Annotated in this window: 16 protein-coding genes and 1 pseudogene; 8 read left to right on the top strand and 9 right to left on the bottom strand. The window is 58.4% G+C overall.

Annotation, left to right across the window (positions count from 1 at the left end):
- Positions 1–36: 36 nt before the first annotated feature.
- Positions 37–453, bottom strand: a complete 417-nt coding sequence (mscL, locus tag AAEZ06_RS02090) for a large-conductance mechanosensitive channel protein MscL (protein ID WP_149410777.1) — start codon at positions 451–453, stop codon at positions 37–39.
- A gap of 286 nt (positions 454–739) precedes the next feature.
- Between mscL and katB the strand changes: the two genes are divergently transcribed.
- The 3 genes from katB to radA all read left to right on the top strand — a co-directional run bounded on the left by katB (position 740) and on the right by radA (position 4301).
- Positions 740–2281 (top strand): catalase KatB, encoded by a 1542-nt coding sequence (katB, locus tag AAEZ06_RS02085; protein ID WP_149410778.1) that lies wholly within the window; start codon positions 740–742, stop codon positions 2279–2281.
- A 77-nt stretch (positions 2282–2358) separates the two neighbouring features.
- The gene (locus AAEZ06_RS02080) at positions 2359–2898 is read left to right on the top strand and encodes an ankyrin repeat domain-containing protein (protein ID WP_149410779.1); all 540 of its coding nucleotides are present in this window, start codon (positions 2359–2361) and stop codon (positions 2896–2898) included.
- 35 nt (positions 2899–2933) lie between these two features.
- Positions 2934–4301, top strand: coding sequence for a DNA repair protein RadA (gene radA, locus AAEZ06_RS02075; RefSeq protein WP_149410780.1), 1368 nt, complete (start codon positions 2934–2936; stop codon positions 4299–4301).
- A 26-nt stretch (positions 4302–4327) separates the two neighbouring features.
- Here radA and AAEZ06_RS02070 read toward each other — a convergent pair whose 3' ends face one another.
- Positions 4328–4699, bottom strand: coding sequence for a PilZ domain-containing protein (locus AAEZ06_RS02070; protein WP_149410781.1), 372 nt, complete (start codon positions 4697–4699; stop codon positions 4328–4330).
- Between the two features lie 174 nt (positions 4700–4873).
- Between AAEZ06_RS02070 and AAEZ06_RS02065 the strand changes: the two genes are divergently transcribed.
- From AAEZ06_RS02065 to yjiA, 3 genes are read left to right on the top strand one after another with little or no spacing between them, the layout of a single operon-like run.
- Positions 4874–6940 (top strand): carbon starvation CstA family protein, encoded by a 2067-nt coding sequence (locus AAEZ06_RS02065; RefSeq protein ID WP_149410782.1) that lies wholly within the window; start codon positions 4874–4876, stop codon positions 6938–6940.
- A gap of 15 nt (positions 6941–6955) precedes the next feature.
- Positions 6956–7153, top strand: coding sequence for a YbdD/YjiX family protein (locus tag AAEZ06_RS02060; protein WP_003182142.1), 198 nt, complete (start codon positions 6956–6958; stop codon positions 7151–7153).
- 33 nt (positions 7154–7186) lie between these two features.
- Complete coding sequence (yjiA, locus tag AAEZ06_RS02055) at positions 7187–8191, top strand: GTPase (protein WP_178114378.1); 1005 nt, start codon at positions 7187–7189, stop codon at positions 8189–8191.
- 138 nt (positions 8192–8329) lie between these two features.
- Here the strand turns inward: yjiA and glyA are convergent, their stop codons facing one another.
- Both glyA and AAEZ06_RS02045 read right to left on the bottom strand, forming a co-directional pair.
- Entirely contained in the window at positions 8330–9583 is a 1254-nt protein-coding gene (gene glyA, locus AAEZ06_RS02050; protein ID WP_149410784.1) for a serine hydroxymethyltransferase, read from the bottom strand.
- Between the two features lie 148 nt (positions 9584–9731).
- Positions 9732–13583 carry a bifunctional diguanylate cyclase/phosphodiesterase gene (locus AAEZ06_RS02045; protein WP_350612647.1) on the bottom strand — a complete coding sequence of 1284 codons (3852 nt, stop codon included), beginning with the start codon at positions 13581–13583 and terminating at the stop codon, positions 9732–9734.
- A gap of 285 nt (positions 13584–13868) precedes the next feature.
- Here AAEZ06_RS02045 and ettA point away from each other — a divergent pair, with 285 nt between their 5' ends.
- Together ettA and gdhA are read left to right on the top strand one after the other, a co-directional pair.
- Positions 13869–15533 carry an energy-dependent translational throttle protein EttA gene (gene ettA, locus AAEZ06_RS02040; RefSeq protein WP_133099999.1) on the top strand — a complete coding sequence of 555 codons (1665 nt, stop codon included), beginning with the start codon at positions 13869–13871 and terminating at the stop codon, positions 15531–15533.
- A gap of 256 nt (positions 15534–15789) precedes the next feature.
- Positions 15790–17127, top strand: coding sequence for an NADP-specific glutamate dehydrogenase (gene gdhA / locus AAEZ06_RS02035; protein WP_149410786.1), 1338 nt, complete (start codon positions 15790–15792; stop codon positions 17125–17127).
- On the opposite strand, the gene AAEZ06_RS02030 is transcribed toward gdhA, so the two are convergent.
- The 5 genes and pseudogenes from AAEZ06_RS02030 to AAEZ06_RS02010 all read right to left on the bottom strand — a co-directional run bounded on the left by AAEZ06_RS02030 (position 17124) and on the right by AAEZ06_RS02010 (position 21909).
- Complete coding sequence (locus AAEZ06_RS02030) at positions 17124–17621, bottom strand: GreA/GreB family elongation factor (protein WP_149410787.1); 498 nt, start codon at positions 17619–17621, stop codon at positions 17124–17126. The two genes, gdhA and AAEZ06_RS02030, sit on opposite strands and share 4 nt — an antisense overlap.
- A 70-nt stretch (positions 17622–17691) precedes the next feature.
- Positions 17692–18048, bottom strand: a complete 357-nt coding sequence (locus AAEZ06_RS02025) for a hypothetical protein (protein ID WP_350612644.1) — start codon at positions 18046–18048, stop codon at positions 17692–17694.
- Between the two features lie 342 nt (positions 18049–18390).
- Complete coding sequence (locus AAEZ06_RS02020; RefSeq protein ID WP_350612642.1) at positions 18391–19476, bottom strand: type I restriction endonuclease; 1086 nt, start codon at positions 19474–19476, stop codon at positions 18391–18393.
- A gap of 242 nt (positions 19477–19718) precedes the next feature.
- A complete protein-coding gene (locus AAEZ06_RS02015) occupies positions 19719–20024 on the bottom strand; it encodes a chorismate mutase (RefSeq protein ID WP_149410790.1) in 306 nt (101 codons plus the stop codon).
- A 31-nt stretch (positions 20025–20055) separates the two neighbouring features.
- Positions 20056–21909 (bottom strand): annotated as a pseudogene (locus AAEZ06_RS02010) (Lnb N-terminal periplasmic domain-containing protein).
- Between the last annotated feature and the right edge of the window lie 89 nt (positions 21910–21998).

Here is a 21998-nt window from a genome sequence, read left to right as displayed (position 1 = left end):
GGCGCCTGATAAAGGCGCCGTTTTTTCGCCCGCCGATTACTCGGGCTTGCTGTTCTGTGCCTTGAGTAGATCGCGGATCTCCCCCAGCAGCTCTTCTTCCTTGGTCGGTACCGGCGGCAGGCTAGGTGCCACGGCCTCCTCGCGTTTGAGGCGGTTGATGGCCTTAACGCCCATGAAGATCGCAAACGCCACAATCACGAAGTCGATCATGCTCTGGATAAACTTGCCATAGGCAAGGACCACTGCCGGGATGTCGCCCTGCGCGGCCTTGAGTGTCACGGCCAGATCACCGAAGTCCACGCCACCGATCAACAGACCGATAGGGGGCATCACCACGTCGCCTACAAAGGAGGAAACAATTTTGCCGAAGGCGGCGCCGATGATAATACCGACGGCCATATCGACCACATTACCTTTGACCGCGAAGGCCTTGAACTCATTTATCACGCCCATAGGTTATTCCTTGTTACAGATGAGGAGGGTAGAACCCAGTGTAAGTCAGTCCTGCACGGCTTGCGCGACACAACTGTTAACAGTGTTCGTTGTAATCGACACATTAAATCGTAAATAGTTTGCAAAGTGCCATCAATCGCGTGCGGAATACCCGCAATTTCAGTGCCTTACCACGCTATTTTTTCAATCGACCTGGTATGGTTTTTCTATTTATCTTCTGACTCTATGGTCACTAGCCTCTGGCAAGCACAACTGAATGTGCATTAAAAAACCAGAGGAAACCTTGATGAAAAACCCTATTAATCGCGGGCCTATTACTGCACGTCACGTGCTGTTCATAGTGACCGCCAGCCTGCTTTCGCTATCCGTACAAGCGGCCAACTTGACCCGCGATAATGGCGCTGCAGTAGGCGACAACCAGAACTCGCAAACTGCCGGCGCCACTGGCCCGGTGCTGCTGCAAGACGTGCAACTGATCCAGAAGCTGCAGCGTTTTGACCGTGAGCGTATTCCTGAGCGTGTCGTCCATGCCCGTGGCACTGGCGCCCACGGTACTTTCACCGTTATCGATAACCTCAGCGACCTGACCAAGGCTAAAGTTTTTGCCGCTGGTGAAGCCACCCCGGTGTTCGTGCGCTTCTCGGCTGTAGTACACGGCAACCACTCCCCGGAAACCTTGCGCGACCCTCGCGGCTTCGCCACCAAGTTCTATACCGCCGAAGGTAACTGGGACTTGGTAGGCAACAACTTCCCGACGTTTTTTATCCGCGATGCCATCAAGTTTCCGGACATGGTTCACGCCTTCAAACCAGACCCACGCACTAACCTGGACGATGACTCCCGTCGTTTCGACTTTTTCTCCCATGTTCCAGAGTCCACCCGCACCCTGACCGAGTTGTACTCCAACTCCGGAACCCCGGCCAGTTACCGGGAAATGGACGGCAACGGTGTACACGCCTACAAGTTGATCAATGCCAAGGGCGAAGTGCACTACGTCAAGTTCCACTGGAAGAGCCAGCAGGGCATCAAGAACCTTGAGCCCAAGCAGGTTGGCGAAGTCCAGGGTCGTGACTACAGCCATATGACCAATGACTTGGTCACGCATATCAATAAAGGCGACTTCCCCAAGTGGGATTTGTACGTGCAAGTGCTCAAACCGCAAGACCTCGCCAAGTTTGACTTCGATCCATTGGACGCCACCAAGATCTGGCCGAATGTTCCTGAGCGCAAAGTTGGGCAAATGGTCTTGAATCGTAACCCGGCCAACGTCTTCCAGGAAACCGAACAAGTAGCCATGGCCCCGGCCAATCTGGTACCGGGCATCGAGCCGTCGGAAGATCGTCTGCTGCAAGGCCGAGTGTTCTCCTACGCCGATACGCAAATGTACCGCCTGGGCGCCAATGCCTTGCAACTGCCGATCAATGCTCCACGGGTCACCGTCAACAACGGTAACCAGGATGGCGCGATGAACTTCGGCAAAAGCACCAGCGGCGTGAACTACCAGCCAAGCCGCCTGCTGCCACGGGAAGAGCCGCAAAGTGCGCGCTATAGCCAGATGGCGCTGTCAGGAACGACCCAGCAGGCGAAGATCCAGCGTGAGCAGAACTTCAAGCAGGCTGGTGATTTGTACCGTTCCTTCAGCAAGAAAGAGCGTCAGGACTTGATCGACAATTTCGGCGGCTCCCTGGCCACCACTGATGACGTGAGCAAGCACATCATCTTGTCGTTCCTCTACAAGGCTGACCCCGAGTACGGCACCGGCGTGGCCAAGGTCGCCAAGGGTGATCTGGCTCGCGTTAAGACATTGGCTGAGAAGCTGACCGACTAACCCGTTGTTTTGCTCCCCCTAGCCTCGTTCTACTCGGCAACTGCTACGGGGGGCATTACGTTACGAGGAGAGACTCCATGCGTATCTACATCGGTTTGCTGATGATATTGCTGGCATTTGCCGCACATGCCGAGCCGCCAGGCCCGGCGGCGGTCAAGGCGCAACTGCAGGATTACTACTTCGATGCCGCCCGCCGGGGCGACGTGGAAATGCTCGATACCTTTATTGAAGCCGGCTACTCCCTGAATACGGTCGACGAAAAGGGCTACACCGCGCTGATTCTCGCCGCCTACCACGGGCAAGGCCCTGCGGTGGACCGACTATTGGCGGTCGGCGCCGATGCCTGCGCCCAGGACAAGCGTGGCAACACCGCGCTAATGGGGGCGATTTTCAAGGGTGAACTGAAAATTGCCCAGCGTTTGCTGGCCACCGACTGTAACCCCGACCAGCGCAACGGCGCCGGCCAGACGGCGGCCATGTATGCGGGACTGTTCAAGCGGGTTGAACTGCTGGATGAACTGAAAGCTAAGGGCGCCGACCTGAACGCCGAAGACCCGGTCGGTAACAGCGCTTCACGGTTGGCCAGTGGTGAAATCCGTACCGCCGAGCCGCGCTGAGCTATCATCGCGTTTTTTCGGTTGGAGGTTCTCGGATGGCAAAGGCCAAGCGCATGTACGGCTGCACAGAGTGCGGCGCGACCTTTCCCAAGTGGGCCGGCCAGTGCGGTGAATGCGGCGCGTGGAACACCCTCACCGAAACCATGGTGGAAAGCGGTGGTGCTGCGCCTCCCAGCGGCCGTTCCGGCTGGACCGGGCAGCAGACCCAGATCAAGACCCTGGCCGAAGTCAGCGTCGAAGAGATCCCACGCTTCTCCACCGCTTCCGGCGAGCTGGACCGGGTGCTCGGTGGTGGCTTGGTGGACGGCTCGGTGGTGCTGATCGGCGGTGATCCGGGGATCGGCAAATCCACCATTCTGCTGCAAACCCTGTGCAGCATCGCCAGCCGCATGTCGGCGCTGTACGTCACCGGCGAAGAATCTCAGCAACAAGTGGCCATGCGCGCCCGTCGCCTGGGCTTACCTCAGGACAAGCTGCGGGTGATGACCGAAACCTGCATCGAAAGCATCATCGCCACCGCCCGCCTGGAAAAGCCCAAGGTCATGGTGATCGACTCGATCCAGACGATTTTCACTGAGCAACTGCAATCGGCGCCGGGTGGCGTATCCCAGGTTCGGGAAAGTGCCGCGCTGCTGGTGCGTTACGCGAAACAGAGCGGCACGGCGATTTTCCTGGTGGGGCATGTGACCAAAGAGGGCGCACTGGCCGGCCCACGGGTGCTGGAACACATGGTGGATACCGTGCTGTATTTCGAGGGTGAATCCGACGGTCGTTTACGTCTGCTACGGGCAGTGAAAAACCGTTTCGGTGCGGTCAACGAACTGGGTGTCTTCGCCATGACCGACCGGGGGCTAAAAGAAGTCTCCAACCCTTCGGCGATCTTTCTCACACGGGCTCAGGAGGAAGTCCCCGGCAGTGTGGTGATGGCAACGTGGGAAGGCACTCGGCCGATGCTGGTGGAAGTCCAGGCCTTGGTGGATGACAGCCACTTGGCCAATCCGCGTCGTGTCACGTTGGGTCTGGATCAAAATCGTCTGGCCATGTTACTGGCGGTGCTGCACCGCCATGGCGGCATTCCGACCCATGACCAGGATGTGTTTCTCAACGTGGTGGGCGGGGTCAAGGTGTTGGAAACCGCGTCCGACCTGGCATTGATGGCGGCGGTGATGTCCAGCCTGCGCAATCGACCTTTGCCCCATGATTTGCTGGTATTTGGTGAGATCGGTTTGTCGGGTGAAGTGCGCCCGGTACCCAGTGGCCAGGAGCGCTTGAAAGAAGCCGCCAAGCACGGCTTCAAGCGGGCCATCGTGCCCAAAGGCAATGCGCCAAAGGAATCGCCGCCGGGGTTGCAGGTGATTGGGGTAACGCGCCTGGAACAAGCGCTGGATGCGTTATTTGAGTAACCCGCAACACCACAAAATACTCGCTCCTACAACGGATCCAGCAACGCGGCCAACTCCCGCTCAAGCTCTTCCTGGTCGCCGAGGTTCAGCTCGATCAGTCGCCTCAGGTGGCTGATCGAGTCGAGGTCGATGTGTTCGCAGACGAACCCCAACTGCCCATGATCGTCATGGCTCAGGCGCACCTGCATTTTCACGTCGGTATCCTTGTCCAGATGAATATCGACATCGAATGGTTCGTCGCCATGGCCAAGCCAGGGTTCAGGCCGCTGCACCAGCAGGCCCTTGAGCGATAAATCCACTAACTGCACCGACCAAACCCGTCCGTTCTGCCCAAGCTCGGTTCTGGCATCGAAGGCAATCCGCCGGAAACGGCGTCGATCTGACGGCTGGTCGCTCATGGTGAAACCCTCTGGATATACGGGGATTGTAGCCCTGCGCCATTATGGCGCGGTTATTTTTGCTTTTTTCGTCCCTGCAAGGCTCTAGAACAACGTAAGGGGGGTGGCCTTTAGAGCCGGGCGCGCTAAACTCGCGATGGCTGTCTTTCTGTCCAACCTGGCTGGAATATCTAAATGAAAAATAATAATAGCCTGCTACGCCATCTACCTTGGCTGGTGCTGGCAATTGTAGGAGCATGCGCCCTGGGCGTAGTGGCCTTACGCCGCGGCGAGGCGATCAACGCCTTGTGGATTGTGGTTGCGGCAGTGGCCATTTATCTGGTGGCTTACCGTTACTACAGTTTGTTCATCGCTAACCACGTAATGCAGCTCGATCCACTGCGGGCCACCCCCGCCGTGGTCAACAACGACGGTCTGGACTATGTGCCGACCAACAAACACATTCTTTTCGGTCACCACTTCGCGGCGATTGCCGGCGCAGGGCCTTTGGTCGGCCCGGTATTGGCGGCGCAGATGGGCTATCTGCCCGGTACGCTATGGCTGATTGCTGGCGTAGTTCTGGCGGGTGCGGTACAGGATTTCATGATCCTGTTCCTTTCCACGCGTCGCAACGGCCGTTCCCTGGGGGACATGGTCCGCGAAGAAATGGGCCGCATTCCCGGGACCATCGCGCTGTTTGGCTGCTTCCTGATCATGATCATCATCCTCGCGGTGCTGGCGCTGATCGTGGTCAAGGCCCTGGCCGAAAGCCCGTGGGGCATCTTCACGGTAATGGCGACTATCCCGATCGCGATGTTCATGGGCATTTATATGCGCTACATCCGCCCGGGCCGCATTGGTGAAATCTCGGTCATCGGCGTGCTGTTGCTGCTGGGTTCGATTTGGCTGGGCGGGCAGATTGCTGCTGATCCAGTGTGGGCCAAGGCCTTCACCTTCAACGGGATTCAGATTACCGGGATGCTGATCGGCTACGGCTTCGTCGCAGCGGTACTGCCGGTGTGGCTGATCCTCGCGCCGCGTGACTACCTTTCTACCTTCCTGAAGATCGGTACCATCATCGCCCTGGCGATTGGCATCCTGGTCACCATGCCTGACCTGAAAATGCCGGCGTTGACCCAGTTCATCGATGGCACTGGCCCGGTGTGGAAGGGCGGTCTGTTCCCGTTCCTGTTCATCACCATTGCCTGTGGCGCAGTCTCGGGTTTCCACGCGCTGATCTCCTCGGGCACCACGCCCAAGTTGCTGGCAAATGAAGCTCATTCCCGCTATATCGGTTACGGCGGCATGTTGATGGAGTCGTTCGTGGCCATCATGGCCATGGTTGCCGCTTCGGTGATCGAGCCAGGCGTGTACTTCGCCATGAACAGCCCGGCTGCGATTGTCGGCTCTGACGTGGTGACCGTTGCGCAAACCGTCAGCAGCTGGGGTTTTGCAATTACTCCGGAAGCGCTGCAGGCGGTGGCCAAGGACATCGGTGAAACCACCATCCTGGCCCGTGCCGGCGGTGCGCCGACCCTGGCGGTCGGTATTGCGCAGATCCTGCACAGTGTCCTGCCGGGTGAAAACACCATGGCGTTCTGGTACCACTTTGCAATCCTGTTCGAAGCGCTGTTCATCCTTACCGCTGTAGACGCCGGCACCCGTGCCGGGCGCTTCATGCTCCAGGATTTGCTCGGCTCCTTCGTGCCGGCCCTCAAGCGTACCGAGTCGTGGACCGCTAACCTGATCGCCACCGCAGGCTGCGTGGCGATGTGGGGTTACTTGCTGTATCAGGGCGTAATCGATCCGCTGGGTGGCATCAACACCTTGTGGCCGCTGTTCGGCATCTCCAACCAGATGCTCGCCGGTATCGCGCTGATGCTCGCCACCGTTGTGCTGATCAAAATGAAGCGCCAGCGCTACATCTGGGTGACCATGTTGCCAGCGATCTGGTTGCTGATTTGCACCACCGCCGCGGGCTTCATCAAGCTGTTCGACGCCAACCCGGCGATTGGCTTCCTGGCGCTGGCCAAGAAGTACAGTGATGCGTTGGCAAACGGTCAAATCCTGGCTCCGGCCAAGAACATCGACCAGATGCAACACGTGATCTGGAACGCTTACACCAACGCAACGCTGACGGTACTGTTCCTGTTCGTGGTGTTCAGCATCCTGTTCTATGCGCTCAAGGTCGGTATTGCCGCCTGGGGCAACAAGGAACGCACGGATAAAGAATCGCCATTCCAGGCCGTACCGGACGCGTGATAGAGGATTGCAATCATGTTCAATGACCTGAGTCGCCTCGGTAAATACCTCGGTCAGGCCGCGCGCCTGATGGTCGGCATGCCCGACTACGACAACTATGTCGAGCATATGCAAACCAAACACCCGGACAAGCCGATGATGGACTACGAGGCGTTCTTCCGGGAACGCCAGGAAGCCCGTTACGGCGGCAAGGGTGGGCCAAAGTGCTGTTGACCTGCTAGCCAGGTCCGGTGGGAGCCCCTGTAAATGGGCTCCCATTTTTATTTCTGTGTATTGAAGGAGAATCGCGTTTTGTCCTCTCCCATCCCCGTCACCATCCTCAGTGGCTTTCTCGGCGCTGGCAAAACCACCTTGTTGCGCCACCTGCTCAAGGCCGAACACGGCTTGAAAATCGCCGTGATCGAAAACGAATTCAGTGACGCCGGTATCGACACCCAGCTATTGGGCAGCGAGCCGGTGCAAGTCATGACCCTGTCCAACGGCTGCGTGTGCTGCACCATCCACACCGACCTGACCAAGGCCCTCTACCTGTTGCTCGAACGCCTGGACAGCGGCGAGATCGCCTTCGATCGGCTGGTGATCGAATGCACCGGCCTGGCCGATCCGGCACCCGTGGCCCAGACCTTTTTCATCGATGAAGAACTGCGCGAGCGCTACATCCTCGACGGCATCATCACCCTGGTGGACGCGGCCCACGCCGAGCACCATCTCACCCAAACCATCGCCCAGGCGCAGATCGGTTTTGCCGACCGCCTGCTGGTGAGCAAGCGCGACCTGGTGGACGATGCCACCTTCGACGCCCTCAGCGAACGCCTGACCCGCATCAACCGCCGCGCGCCGATTCGCGTCGTGGAACACGGCAAGATCGACCTGGCTGAACTGCTGGATGTGCGCGGTTTCAATCTCAACGCCGGCATGAGTTTGCGCCCGGTGAGCAAGGCACCCTCCATCGATCGAATCTCCAGCCTGGTGCTACGCACCGATCAGCCGCTGGATATCGATAAGCTCAGCGAGTTCATGAACGAGCTGTTGGAAGATCATGGCAAGCAGTTGCTGCGTTACAAGGGCGTGCTGAACATCGCCGGGGAGGAACGGCGCATGGTCTTTCAGGGCGTGCTGAAGCTCTACGGGTTCGACTGGGACACCGAGTGGGCGGAAGGCGAAGCGCGAGAAAGTGTGATTGTGTTTATTGCTGACGAATTGCCGGAAGAGAAGATTCGCGCGGGTTTCCAGCGAATCTATCAGGCATAAAAAAGCCCACTTGTAGGAGCGAGCTTGCTCGCGAAGAACTCATAGGCACCGCGTGCATCCAGGATGCACGCGTTATCGTTGACGTTTTTCGCGAGCAAGCTCGCTCCTACAGTGGGCTTTTCAATCAAGCAACTGCAATCAAGCGCCGTATACCGGCAGCTTCTTGCAGATGGCCTTGACCTTCTCACGAACAGAATCAATCACGGCTGTGTTGGAAAGGTCCGCCAGGATGTCGCAGATCCAGCCAGCCAGTTCCTTGCACTCAGCCTCTTTGAAGCCACGAGTGGTCACCGCTGGGGTGCCGAAGCGCAGGCCCGAGGTGACGAACGGCGAACGTGGGTCGTTTGGCACCGAGTTCTTGTTCACGGTGATAAACGCCTTGCCCAGAGCTGCGTCAGCGTCTTTACCTGAGATGTCCTGCTTGATCAGCGACAGCAGGAACAGGTGGTTCTCAGTACCGCCGGAGACCACGTCAAAACCACGCTCGATGAACACGCCAGCCATGGCCTTGGCGTTTTTCACCACTTGTTGCTGGTAGGTCTTGAACTCAGGCTGCAGTGCTTCCTTGAAGCAGATCGCCTTGGCCGCAATCACGTGTTCCAGCGGGCCGCCCTGGGAACCCGGGAATACGGCGGAGTTCAGCTTCTTCTCGATGTCGGTGTTGGCGCGAGCCAGAATCAGGCCGCCACGTGGACCGCGCAGGGTCTTGTGGGTGGTGGTGGTCACCACGTCAGCGAAAGGTACCGGGTTCGGGTAGACGCCAGCGGCGACCAGACCGGCCACGTGGGCCATGTCGACGAACAGGTAAGCGCCAACCTTGTCGGCGATTTCACGGAAGCGTGGGAAATCGAGGATCTGCGAGTAGGCAGAGAAACCGGCCACGATCATTTTTGGCTTGTGCTCGACTGCCAGGCGCTCGACTTCGTCGTAGTCGATCAAGCCGTTGGTGTCGATGCCATATTGAACGGCGTTGTACAGCTTGCCAGAGGAGGAAACGCTGGCGCCGTGGGTCAGGTGACCGCCGTGGGCCAGGCTCATGCCCAGGATGGTGTCGCCGGCTTGCAGCAGGGCCAGGTAAACGGCGCTGTTGGCTTGGGAACCAGCGTGGGGCTGGACGTTGGCGTAATCGGCGCCGAACAGTTCCTTGGCGCGGTCGATGGCCAGTTGCTCAACCACGTCGACGAATTCGCAGCCGCCGTAGTAACGCTTGCCCGGATAACCTTCGGCGTACTTGTTGGTCAGAACCGAACCTTGAGCCTCCATGACCGCGGGGCTGGTGTAGTTTTCCGAAGCGATCAGCTCAATGTGCTCTTCCTGGCGCACAGCTTCTTGCTCCATGGCGGCAAAGAGATCGGCGTCGTACTTGGCAATAGTCAAATCACGGCTGAACATGGCGGTCCTCATGGATCGGGGGGCAGAAAAGGAGAGCATTCTAACCCAATGGGTTTTAGATGGCATATGAAAGGACATCATGTCGCGGACAAGTGGTGTTCATCTGGGGATGGACGACTCCCTCTTTCCGGCCACTCGGCCCCTCAGATCAATCGAACACAAACAGCGCATCATTGCTGAATTGCGCCTCGAACCGATTCGCCGGCATCGGCCGGCCGAACAGATAACCTTGTACCTCATCGCAACCATGCTCACGCAGGAAGTCCAGTTGCTCATGGGTTTCCACGCCCTCGGCGATCACCGCCAGGTTCAGGCTGTGGGCCATGGCAATAATGGCCCGGGCGATCTGCGCGTCCTGCTCGCCCGACGGTAGGCCGTCGACGAAGGTGCGGTCGATTTTCAGCACGTCGATAGGGAATTGCTTGAGGTAGTTCAACGAAGAATAACCAGTGCCGAAGTCATCCACCGCGATACTCAGGCCCAGGTTTTTCAGGCTGGCGAGGATCTGCATGGCTTCGTTGACTTCACGCATCAGGATACTTTCGGTCAACTCCAGCTCCAGGCACGCTGGCGGAAGGCCGGTGTCCTTGAGGATGGTGGCGATACGCGTGCCCAACTGACCGTCGGAGAACTGCCGGGCGGAAATATTCACCGAGACCTTGGGTACCCGCACCTTGTTCTGGTGCCAAGTCTTGAGTTGGCGACAGGCTTCGCTGATCACCCAGTCGCCCACATCCACCACCAACCCCAACTCCTCCAGCACCGGAATGAAATCCCCCGGTGGTACCAGCCCGCGTCGCGGATGGCGCCAGCGCAGCAGGGCTTCGGCGCCGGTCAAACGTTTGCCATCGCCACTGAACTGCGGTTGGTAATAGAGCACGAATTCATCCTGCTCCAGAGCGTGGCGCAAGTCGCTTTCCAGTTCCAGGCGTTCCAGGGCGCTGGCGTTCATATCGGCCTGGTAGAACTGGAAGTTGTTCTTGCCCCGTTCCTTGGCGTGATACATCGCCGTGTCGGCGTTTTTCATCAGTTGGCTCAGTTCATTGCCGTCCTGAGGGCTCAGCGCGATGCCGATACTGGCCGTGACGAAAAACTCGCGGCCCTCCAGCACGAACGGCTTCACCAGGCTGGCGAGGATCTGTTCGGCCACATGGATTGCCCGGTTCAGCGCCAGCTCGCGACTGACTCGCGGTTGTAGCAACAGGGTGAACTCGTCGCCGCCCATGCGCGCGACTGTGTCGTCTTCAGCCACGCAGCCCAGCAGGCGGGTGGCCATTTCCTTGAGCATGCGGTCGCCGGCGGCGTGGCCCAGGGAATCGTTGATCGGTTTGAAGCGGTCAAGGTCGAGGAACATCAGCACCACCCATGACTTCTGCCGTTCTGCCGACTGCAGCGCGGTGTGCAGGCGATCCTGGAACAGCGTGCGGTTAGGCAGGTGGGTCAGGGCGTCGTAGTAGGCCAGGCGGTGGATGCGCTGTTCGCTGGCCTTGCGCTCACTGATGTCGCTGAAGAAACACACGTAGCTGGCCAGGTCACCCTCGTCATCGAGCACGGCGGTGATGCCGACCCAGGCTGGGTAGTGCTCGCCGCTGCGGCGCTTGAGCCACACTTCACCTTCCCAGGTGCTGTGCTGGTGCAACTGCTTGAGTATGTAGCGCAGGTGCGCTTCCTGTTGTTCGTCGACGGTGAGCATGTTCGGCAACTGGTCGAGGACATCCGCCACGGCATAACCGCTGACCCGGCTGAACGCCTCGTTGGCCTGCACGATGTAACCGGCTGGGTCGGTAATCAGAATCGCCGAGGTGGAGTGTTCAAAGACCGTGGCCGCCATGCGCAGGTCTTTCTCGGCGCGGCGTTGCTGGCTGATGTCGCGACCGACACCGAGAATGCCTTCGAACGCGCCGTGCTCATCCCAGACCAGTACCAGCCGCAGTTCGATTGGCACCTTGCGCCCATCGGCCCGTAGGCAATCGAACAGGAACAGTTGGGTCTGCACTTCGTTGCGCAGCTGGGCCAGGGTCTCTGGATTGTCCAGGGCGCGGCTGACCCGTTCCACCAAGGTGTAGATGCCGGTCAGTTGCTGCGGGTTGGCAATGGTCGATTGCCAGCCGTTCTTGAAAATCCACTCGACCTCATAACCCAGCACCGCATGCACCGAGGGGCTGACGTAGTTGAGGGCCAGTTTGCTGTCGGTGGAAAAAATCACATCGCTGATGCTTTCCGCCAGCATGCGGTAGCGCTGCTCGCTGTCACGCAGGGACTCGCTGGCTTCGATCTGATCGGTAATGTCCTTGGCCACGCCGATGATCCGCGTGACTTGGTCGGACTTGTCCCGCGCCAGGGCTTGTTCGCGGATATCGAACCGACGCCATTGATTATTACGGTGGCGAAAGCGCAACTGGCATTGCAGTTGGGCCAGATAGCCGGCGGCACGCTGCTGTTGGCGCAGTTCGTGATAATGCTCGGCGTCTTCGGGGTGCAACAGGATTTCCCAGAAGTACTCGCCCATTTGCTGCAACTCGGGCTTGTTGTAGCCCAGGGTGTGCCCCAGATGGTGGTTGCTGAAAATCATCCGCTGGCTGATCACGTCCTGTACATAGAGGTGATCGGGCACGGTACGCACCACGTCCGACCAGAAGCCTTCGCGTTCCACCAGGGACAACTCGATCAGCTTGCGGCTGGTGATGTCGCTGATACTGAGGATCACCGCCTTATAGTCGTGCTGCTCTTCCGGTAGGCGCATGACCAGCCACAGATATTGTTCGTTACCTTCGACGTCGTTGAGCTGAATCTCTAGCTCAAGCTGCTTTCGCTGGGTGAGCACAGCTTCGAGCACTTGATAGCCGATGGCAGTGGTGTTCAGCGGGCAACCGTCGATTAGGCGCTCCCAGGCTTGTTCGCAGGACGCCACATTGAGCAGGCGCACGGCAACCTGGTTGACCTCGGTGATGCGCAGTTCCTTGAGCAGTTGCTGGCGTTGCTCCGGGCTGTTTTGCAGCCAGTCCTGCAGACGTTCACGGGTCTGCAAGTGGGCCTTGTCGAAAAACGCGCGTAAGCCGGACAGATCAAGAACGCACAAGGCCACGCCAGTGCCTTCGAAAATATCCTGGTAGCGCCGGCGGCCTTCATGGACCTGGCGCTGGCGGCGGCGCATGTTCAGCAGGACAATCACCGGGACCAGCGAGAAGGCCAGGCCCAGCAGGCATTTGCCGATAAACGCCGGCAGCAGTTGCTCCAGCATGGCGACGCGATCAAACAGACCGCGCAGTTGCCAGTCACTTTTGCTCAAGGGTGTGACCAGCACGCTTTTGTTCAGCTCGTCCGGGGTCAGCGCTGCCGCCCATTGGGCCGTCATGCCGCTGTCGCGGCTGACCACTCGGTGGTTCAGGCGGTTTTCAATGACCCACATCGGCCGCTGGCCCTGGCCATCCTGGCGGGTCAGGTTGGCCAGGTAGTTGGGTGCCAGGCGCAACGCCCAGTACATTTTGGCGCCGCCGCTGGGCTGATGCAGCAGCAGGTAAATGACTGTGCCCTCGTTGTTATTGCTCAAGTAATAAGACTGGGAATGGCTGCGCTTGACCAGTTCTGCCAGCCAGGCGCTGTCCTGGCTGTCTTTGGCGCTGTCACTGATCATCGCTCCGCTGGGGGCGAGCAGGGCGACGCTGCGTAGTTCCGGCAACGAGCGTTGCAGAGTGCGCATCAAGGCTTGTTGCTGTTCATCGTTGCGCGGCGGCTCGACGATCGGCAGCAGATTCAGGGCGATCTGTGCGCTCAAGGCCATGTTCAGGCTGATCTGTTCGGCGAGGTCTGCGCTGTAGTCGATGGTGTACTGCTGTTGGTCCTTCTGGTTCTGCTGCAATTGATCCAGCAGTTGCCAGAACAATAATGCGAGCAGCACGAGGACCAGCGTCGCCAATGCGCCCTTGAGGGTTCCGTGCAGGGGCGCTCCCGGCGCTATATGAGCAGCGCGCAGGGGAGTTGGCGGCGTGACGTTGGACAAACTGTGATCCTGCGGTTTGGCTGGACTGGCGCGCGACGTGCACTATAAGCCGGACGCCCGGAGGGCGGCTAGCATGCCTTGTGTTGTGGCAAAGTGCCAGCCCTGCTTGGCTGGACTGCCCACCCGCATTCAGGTAGCTTTGCCGGTTACGCGAGGGCGTCCCAGCCCCAGACAATCAGGCTTTTCCCGTACGCAGGCATTGATCAACATCAACGGCCCGCGCCGCGCATGGCCTGGCACGGGCTTCGCCCGCTTAATTCATCAGTCACTGACGCTAGGTTCACCATGGCTCAATACGTCTTCACCATGCATCGGCTGAGCAAAGTTGTTCCGCCGAAGCGGGAAATCCTGAAAAACATTTCTCTGTCCTTCTTCCCGGGCGCCAAGATCGGCGTGCTCGGCCTCAACGGTTCGGGTAAATCCACGCTGTTGAAAATCATGGCTGGCGTCGACACCGAGTTCGACGGCGAAGCCCGCCCGATGCCCGAGCTGAACATCGGCTACCTGCCGCAGGAACCCATCCTGGACCCAACCAAGACCGTGCGTGAAGTGGTCGAGGAAGCGGTCAGCGTGATCAAGAACGCCCAGGCTCGCCTGGACGAGGTCTACGCCGCCTACGCCGAGCCGGATGCCGACTTCGACAAGCTGGCCGCCGAACAGGCCAAGCTCGAAGCCATCCTGCAAGCCAGTGACGGTCACAACCTGGAGCGCCAGCTGGAAGTCGCCGCCGATGCGCTGCGCCTGCCGGCGTGGGACGCCAAGGTCGAACATCTGTCCGGTGGTGAAAAGCGCCGTGTGGCCCTGTGCCGCCTGCTGCTGTCGGCCCCCGACATGTTGCTGCTCGACGAACCCACCAACCACCTGGACGCCGATTCCGTCGCCTGGCTGGAGCATTTCCTCCACGACTTCCCGGGCACCGTGGTTGCGATCACGCACGACCGGTACTTCCTGGACAACGTCGCTGGTTGGATTCTGGAACTCGACCGTGGCGCTGGTATCCCTTACGAGGGCAACTACTCCGGTTGGCTGGAAGCGAAGTCCGACCGTCTGGCCGCTGAATCCAAGCAGCAGTCGGCCCATGAAAAGGCCATGAAAGACGAGCTGGAATGGGTACGAAAAGGTGCCAAGGCGCGTCAGTCAAAATCCAAGGCCCGTCTGCAACGCTTCGAGGAAATGCAATCCCAGGAATTCCAGAAGCGCAGCGAAACCAACGAAATCTACATCCCGGCCGGCCCGCGCCTGGGTGACAAGGTTATCGAATTCAAGAACGTTTCCAAGGGTTACGGCGATCGCGTGCTGATCGACAACCTGTCGTTCTCCATGCCCAAGGGCGCCATTGTCGGCGTGATCGGCGGTAACGGTGCGGGTAAATCCACCCTGTTCCGCATGCTGATGGGCAAGGAACAACCGGATTCGGGCACCATCGAAGTCGGCGAAACCGTGCAGCTTGCCTGCGTGGATCAGAGCCGCGACGACCTCGACGGCAGCAAGACCGTGTTCCAGCAGATTTCCGACGGTTCCGACCAGATCCGCATCGGCAACTATGAAATTCCGTCGCGCACCTATGTTGGCCGTTTCAACTTCAAGGGCGGCGACCAGCAGAAGTTCGTCAAGGACCTGTCCGGTGGTGAGCGCGGTCGCTTACACCTGGCCCTGACCTTGAAAGAGGGCGGCAACGTCCTGCTGCTCGACGAACCGTCCAACGACCTCGACGTGGAAACCCTGCGTTCCCTGGAAGAAGCCCTGCTGGACTTCCCGGGCGCCGCCATTGTGATCTCTCACGATCGGTGGTTCCTTGACCGCGTGGCCACTCATATCCTGGCGTACGAAGACGACTCCCAGGCCGTGTTCTTCGAAGGCAACTACACCGAGTACGAAGCCGATCGCAAGAAACGCCTCGGCGATGCGGCTGCCCAGCCGCATCGTGTACGGCACAAAAAACTGGCCTGATTCGGGCTGGTGGTTTGAAAAAGCGGAGCCTTCGGGCTCCGTTTTTTTTGCGCGTTACGAGGCGGTATCTGTTGGTGCGCGGCTTGGAACTGCACTCCCCCTTAAGGTGCAAAAAAACCTGTAAAGCTGGGTTATTTATATTAATCGCACCATTTAAATTCAAAAAGGCGACATTTTGCGCTGTTGCGGTGCGACATGAATTGTTAAAGTCAGGCTCAAATCTCCTTTAACGACAATAAATTTGCCGAGACTTTTCATGATCGAATCCGTTGAATCCTTCCTTTCCCGCCTAAAGAAACGCGACCCGGACCAGCCGGAATTCCACCAGGCCGTGGAAGAGGTCCTGCGCAGCCTGTGGCCGTTTCTTGAAGCCAATCCCCACTACCTGACCTCGGGCATCCTGGAGCGCATTTGCGAGCCGGAGCGCGCCATTACGTTTCGGGTGTCTTGGGTCGACGATCACGGCAAGGTCCAGGTCAATCGCGGGTTCCGCATCCAGATGAACAGCGCCATCGGCCCCTACAAGGGCGGCCTGCGCTTCCATCCTTCGGTAAACCTTGGCGTGCTGAAATTCCTCGCCTTCGAACAGACCTTCAAGAACTCCCTGACCTCGCTGCCCATGGGCGGCGGCAAGGGTGGGTCGGACTTTGATCCCAAGGGCAAGAGCGACGCCGAAGTCATGCGTTTCTGCCAGGCCTTCATGAGCGAGCTGTACCGTCATATCGGCTCGGACGTGGACGTTCCGGCCGGCGACATCGGTGTCGGCGCCCGGGAAATCGGGTTTTTGTTCGGCCAATACAAACGCCTGAGCAACCAGTTCACCTCCGTGCTGACCGGCAAGGGCATGAGCTACGGCGGTAGCCTGATCCGCCCGGAAGCCACCGGCTTTGGCTGCGTGTACTTCGCTGAAGAAATGCTCAAGCGCAACGGCCAGCGCGTCGAAGGCAAGCGTGTGGCGGTCTCAGGCTCCGGCAACGTCGCCCAGTACGCGGCACGCAAGGTCATGGACCTGGGCGGCAAGGTGATTTCCCTGTCCGACTCTGAAGGCACCTTGTACTGCGAAAGCGGGTTGACCGAGGAGCAATGGTCGGCACTGCTGGAGCTGAAAAACGTCCAGCGTGGTCGTATCAGCGAGTTGGCCGAGCGCTTCGGCCTGGAATTTCGCGCGGGCAAGACCCCGTGGGAGCTTGCCTGCGACATCGCCCTGCCATGCGCGACCCAGAACGAACTGGACGCCGACGCCGCGCGCGCATTGTTGCGCAATGGCTGCCTGTGCGTGGCCGAAGGCGCCAACATGCCCACCACTCTTGAGGCTGTGGATATCTTTATCGACGCAGGCGTCCTGTTCGCCCCAGGCAAGGCTTCCAATGCTGGCGGCGTAGCGGTGAGCGGCCTGGAAATGTCGCAAAACGCCATGCGCCTGCTGTGGACCGCTGGCGAAGTGGACAGCAAGCTGCACAGCATCATGCAGTCGATCCACCACGCTTGCGTGCACTACGGCGAAGAAAATGGCCGGGTCAACTACGTCAAGGGCGCGAATATCGCCGGTTTTGTCAAAGTGGCCGATGCAATGCTGGCCCAGGGCATCGTCTAAACCTGGGGTTCGATGCGTAGGATCTCGATCAACTGATTGCCGGCGGGGCGCTTCCACAGCACCTCGTCGCCTACCTGGGCACCCAGCAACGCCCGGCCCAGAGGCGACCCCCAGTTGATCAGGCCCACGCTTGCATCGGCCTGATCCTCACCCACTAACTGAATGCGTTGCTCCGCATCCTGTTCATTGGCAAAGGTCACCCAACTGCCGATCTGCACTTTATCGGTAGAGGTCGCCGGTGCTACCACCTGGGCGCTTTGTAGACGCTGGTTGAAGTAACGCAAATCCCGCTCAAGGTCAGCCTGGCGCTGTTTGTCGGCCTGCTCGCCCTTGGCAGACTCTTCACTGTACTGGTGCTGCAAATAGGCAACCTTGGCCTGCAACTGCGCCAGCCCCTGTGCAGTGAGGTGATTGGGTTGCGCGCTGACCTGGCGTTCCACCGGTTGGCTGGCCTGGGCCGCGGCGCTGTCTTCGTTGACGAAAGCTCGACTCATGAGATTCTCCTGTTATGGAGTTTGGGCCATGGTCGCAGGGGTTAAGTTTCGATGGATGTCTGAAAGCGACCTATTGCGAGCGATAAGCCTTGGCCGCGTCACGGTCCTTCTCCTGCTGCCAGGCCCGTTCCCGCTCGTCCCAGTGGCGGTCCTTATAGTCATTGAGGTCTTCGCTCTCGCGCATGGCCTTGCACTGGCGGAAGCCGTCGTCCCAGCCTTCGGCGTATGGCCGGTCTTTCAGATAGCGTGGGACGTTCTTGCGAAACTCTCCGGTGATCACACCAGCCGCCTGGCGGCCACTGCTGCAACCGTCGTCGAAACCATCGGCAAAGGCTGGTGGATAACCCTTGGCCAGCAAATCCTCGTGGGTTGACTGGCAACCGCTCAGCAACACCAACAGGCCCAGCGCTACTGCGAACCGCCACATCTCATACTCCCTGGCCGTTGAACGGCTGTTGAGGGAAGTTTAGAAGGGGATTCGTTGGGTGGGTGTGAAAGGCGTGTGAGAAATGTGTGGGATTGAAGGGCCATCAACCCCTTGTCCTTAATCATCATCCTCGGCGGCTACGGCGAGCAATCCCCCCATCCTGTGGCGAGCGGGCTTGCCCCCGTTGGGCTGCGCAGCAGCCCCAATCAGGCAAACGCGTTTTTCCAAAACGAACACCGTTGTCGGTTTTGGGGCCGCTGCGCAGCCCAACGGGGGCAAGCCCCCTCGCCACAAGTTTTAAGTCAGGCTGCAAAGGTATGTAGATGCATGGGGCCTCTTTCCTCAGTCGTAATACCCCACCGTTTTCTTCAGGTGGTCTGAGTATTCGTAAATCTCGTCAATGGACGATATGGCATGCCGGGTTTCATTTTTTTCTTCGTCAAAAATCCCGATGTACTTCTGGCTCCGGTTGAAATGAAGCCGGCAAATCGGTTTGCGGTTATTGTCGTCCAACAATATCCCGAAGTAGCTTTGCGTATCGCGCTGCACGATTCGCTTCGCATCGACTACTGAGCGTACGACAGCCCTTACGATGTGGTACCCCTCCAGTTCTTCCAGCGTCGTTAGAACCTTATCCTCTGACTCATCGCATTCTGTAATGTCCGTGTTGGCACTGGTAGAAACAGGTAATGAGGCCATGGTCGGCTGGATAGCACCACTCATAGCTGACTTGAGTCGATCATTGATTTGGTCGTTGAGGAACTGGCTTAACGCCTTTCGGGTTAACTCGTAGAACTGCTCACGGACTTTTTGTGTGATCACTCCCTCGTACACCCGAGACGCGAATACTTTGACGAAATCATCCTCAGGTTTACTGACTTGCAAGGCGATGATTTTTTTGATTTGGCTGACGTACTTCAGCTCCCCAGCTGCATTGATGATTGAATCTACGTCAAAGGCAGACTTCGTCAGCTTGGTCAGTTCTGGAGCCGAGTACTCATCGATGTTCAGCAGGTCTAACTCCAAAAACGGCTTTTCGTCCATCTTGTTAGGCGCATCCAAGTCAGTAAAAAACTTGTAGACCTGACCGTTGGTGAGGATTGAGATCCTTGCGCTAGTAACGTGGAAGTATCGAAACAACTGCGATGCATGATTGATGTTTAGCGGCTCGCCGATCTTTTTGCATTCGATGAGTATTTGAACCTCACCATTCTTCATGATTGCGTAATCGATTTTTTCACCCTTTTTCGTCCCGACATCGCAGACAAATTCAGGTGTCACTTCCTGTGGGTCAAACACGTCGTAGCCCAGGACCGTGTTGATAAAAGGCATTACAAAAGCATTTTTTGTGGCTTCTTCTGTTTGAATTGCGGGGCCTTGCAAGCGGACTTTAGTCGCTAGGCTGGTGAGCTTTTCAAAAAATTCCATATGTGCCTCTTACCCATTCAGATCCGTGTATAGACGTGGTGGCAATTTGATTGCCATCCGATACTAGACACAAATCCTCACAAAGAGAATCGAGTAAAAGCAGGTTTGTATCGACTGAGAAAAGCTAAAACTTCGTCTGATATTTTCTGAATATTTATCAATGAGTTGGGCGCGAACGAAAATTTTGTTTGTGCTGATGTGTATTTGAAAACCCTCACACTGAATGTATATGTCGGCCGGATCTACTGCTCCGGGGTAACCGAGAGAGCGGCGTGCTCTTCCAACTCCTGCTGGATAAAGGCCGAAATCATTGCCCGATAGACCTGCTCGGTGACCTCGGGATTGGCGCCAACCGCGTGGGACAAGCTCCGCACCTTGGCGATCACCTGTTCGACACGCTGCGGTGCCTTGACCCCATCGGTGTTTTTTTTGAACCGTGCGGCCTGGGAGACAAAGCCGCCCCGTTCGGCCAGCAGTGCAACGATCTGTCGATCGAGGCGGTCGATGTTTTCTCGGACTTGTTCAAGGCTGGTGCAAGTAACGGCCATGTAGGTTGAAATTCCTTGTTGGGCAGGCGATTTAGTAGTGATACCACTTCACCTCAAGCATCACCTCATTGACTGGCGTCGCCAGATGACTGAACTCCCGCTGCGCGCTCAAGCGCAAACCCAGATTGCGGGACAATTCCCACTGCTGATTCAGGCTGACACTGCGCCGCACTTCGCCGTTGGTGAAGAAGTCGCCCTTGGCTTCCAGGCTGAGGTTACCCAGCGGATTTTTCCAGAGTACGCCGGTATTGAATCCGGCAGCCGGAGAGATGAATTCGTCGAAGTCGCTGTTGTGTTCCACGCGCACGGTGCCGAGGGCGAAGCCGAGCATGTCGTCGCGCAGTTGCCAGGTGCCGCCGGCGCCGCCGTTGACGTGGCTGACCAGGGTTTCGTCGTCATGTTTGCCCGGCACGCGCTCAAGGCCTCCGGTGACTTGCCAGGACCAGGGTTGTAGCAGCTCGTTGCGCGGGGTTAGAGAGCGAATGGTCGCCAGGTCCAGTTGCTGCAACTGCCAGTGATTGCCTTCGTACTGGCGCAGTTTCATTTGCAGGATTTCAATCTGCGCACCCAGGGGGAAGCCTTCGGCGTTGTCATTGAGGTCGTGGTAGGCCATGCGCAGGCCGTATTCGCCGAAGGCCTTGTCGCCACGGGTGCCGATGCCGGCTTGCCATGTGCGGGATTCGTGGCCGTTTTCGGGCAGACCGGGGCGTTCTATTTTAAGGTCCGGCGCCGGGTTCTGGTTGATTGCCCGCAGTAATTCGAAGCTGCGCTGGGAGCGCTCGGTATCGCGCTCCAGGCCATTGGCGCGGTAGCGGCCCAGACGATAGGCTGCGTCGATGATCAGCGCCTGGCGATCCTTGGTGATGGCCTTGAAGGTTGGGTCCTGCAATTGTTTCTGGTCGTCGCTGATTTTCAGCACCCACTGCTGTTCATCGCCGTCCAGGGGCTTGGCGCGCTCCAGCAGTTCACGTTCGCGGGAGGGCCGGTAGTCGATTTTCTCCACCAGTCCGGCGTCCTTCACGGCTTTAACCGTGTCGGTGGGAATGGCTGTCAGCGGGAACTGTTCGGTCAGCCGCAGGCCCGGCCGTGCCACTTGCAGCAGTTCCAGCAGGCGGTAGGAGCAGTTTTCGTCGAAGAAGAAATAGTCGAACTGAATCTGCTTGAGTTCCCAGACGTGCTCGACCATGCGCTCGGTTTCGACCTGGGTCAGGTTCAGCCGGTATTCCTACAGGTCGCGGTTCTCAAGGCTCCGGTATTCGGAGAGTTTTTCCTGATAGGGCACCAGGGCAAAGAGGCCCGGATAGCCGCCCATCAAGCCTTTCCAGGCATAGAGGATGCTGTTGTCCGAGCCTTCGATATAGGCGCCGAAGTTGATCGCGTAGCTGAGCAGGGCGGTGTTGTTGCTTTGTACGTCAGCCTGGTCGATGCGCAGCAGGGTGTGGCCGAACATTGACGACGGGCTGTTGAGGTAGGCTGCCGGGAAGATCATCACCGCGCTGTGGGGGGCGACGTCCTTGAACCATTGCTTAAATTCTGTGCAGTCCACGGTTGGCAAGTCAGTCAGTTGCAACTGGTCCTTGAGCCAGCGGGTACGTGCCGGGTAAACGCATTGGGCGTGTTTTTCGCCTGCCGTCGCCGGGGCGTAGAGCGCCTGTACGGTGGCCTTGAGTTCTGCATCCGGGTGATGGGCGCCGTCGGCGGCGAGGAAAAACTTCTGGTCGCTGACATAACTGCGCCAGCCTTTTAGTTTGCCAGCTTCGTAATGGCCCAGTGATAGCCAGAATGGATCGTTGGCCAGTTGCTGCAAACGTTGATCATCAAGGTGCGGTGCCGCATGCAGCGGGGCGCAGGCGAAGAGTGCCAGGCAAACAAGGCGTTTGAGCATAGGGGCAACTTAAGTCGAAATAAAAAAGACCCAAAGTAGGGGCAGGTCCAAAAATATAAAATCCGCGCCTCGAAAGGCGCGGGCGGGTC

Source organism: Pseudomonas sp. HY7a-MNA-CIBAN-0227, assembly GCF_040310325.1.
Taxonomy (GTDB): domain Bacteria; phylum Pseudomonadota; class Gammaproteobacteria; order Pseudomonadales; family Pseudomonadaceae; genus Aquipseudomonas.
This window is presented reverse-complemented; position numbering and strand designations above follow the sequence as displayed.

Bases quoted from the DNA above. Each gene is read 5' to 3' on its own strand.
- mscL (WP_149410777.1), bottom strand. From the start codon at position 453: ATGGGCGTGATAAATGAGTTCAAGGCCTTCGCGGTCAAAGGTAATGTG.
- katB (WP_149410778.1), top strand. From the start codon at position 740: ATGAAAAACCCTATTAATCGCGGGCCTATTACTGCACGTCACGTGCTG.
- AAEZ06_RS02080 (WP_149410779.1), top strand. From the start codon at position 2,359: ATGCGTATCTACATCGGTTTGCTGATGATATTGCTGGCATTTGCCGCA.
- radA (WP_149410780.1), top strand. From the start codon at position 2,934: ATGGCAAAGGCCAAGCGCATGTACGGCTGCACAGAGTGCGGCGCGACC.
- AAEZ06_RS02070 (WP_149410781.1), bottom strand. From the start codon at position 4,699: ATGAGCGACCAGCCGTCAGATCGACGCCGTTTCCGGCGGATTGCCTTC.
- AAEZ06_RS02065 (WP_149410782.1), top strand. From the start codon at position 4,874: ATGAAAAATAATAATAGCCTGCTACGCCATCTACCTTGGCTGGTGCTG.
- AAEZ06_RS02060 (WP_003182142.1), top strand. From the start codon at position 6,956: ATGTTCAATGACCTGAGTCGCCTCGGTAAATACCTCGGTCAGGCCGCG.
- yjiA (WP_178114378.1), top strand. From the start codon at position 7,187: ATGGGCTCCCATTTTTATTTCTGTGTATTGAAGGAGAATCGCGTTTTG.
- glyA (WP_149410784.1), bottom strand. From the start codon at position 9,583: ATGTTCAGCCGTGATTTGACTATTGCCAAGTACGACGCCGATCTCTTT.
- ettA (WP_133099999.1), top strand. From the start codon at position 13,869: ATGGCTCAATACGTCTTCACCATGCATCGGCTGAGCAAAGTTGTTCCG.
- gdhA (WP_149410786.1), top strand. From the start codon at position 15,790: ATGATCGAATCCGTTGAATCCTTCCTTTCCCGCCTAAAGAAACGCGAC.
- AAEZ06_RS02030 (WP_149410787.1), bottom strand. From the start codon at position 17,621: ATGAGTCGAGCTTTCGTCAACGAAGACAGCGCCGCGGCCCAGGCCAGC.
- AAEZ06_RS02025 (WP_350612644.1), bottom strand. From the start codon at position 18,048: ATGTGGCGGTTCGCAGTAGCGCTGGGCCTGTTGGTGTTGCTGAGCGGT.
- AAEZ06_RS02020 (WP_350612642.1), bottom strand. From the start codon at position 19,476: ATGGAATTTTTTGAAAAGCTCACCAGCCTAGCGACTAAAGTCCGCTTG.
- AAEZ06_RS02015 (WP_149410790.1), bottom strand. From the start codon at position 20,024: ATGGCCGTTACTTGCACCAGCCTTGAACAAGTCCGAGAAAACATCGAC.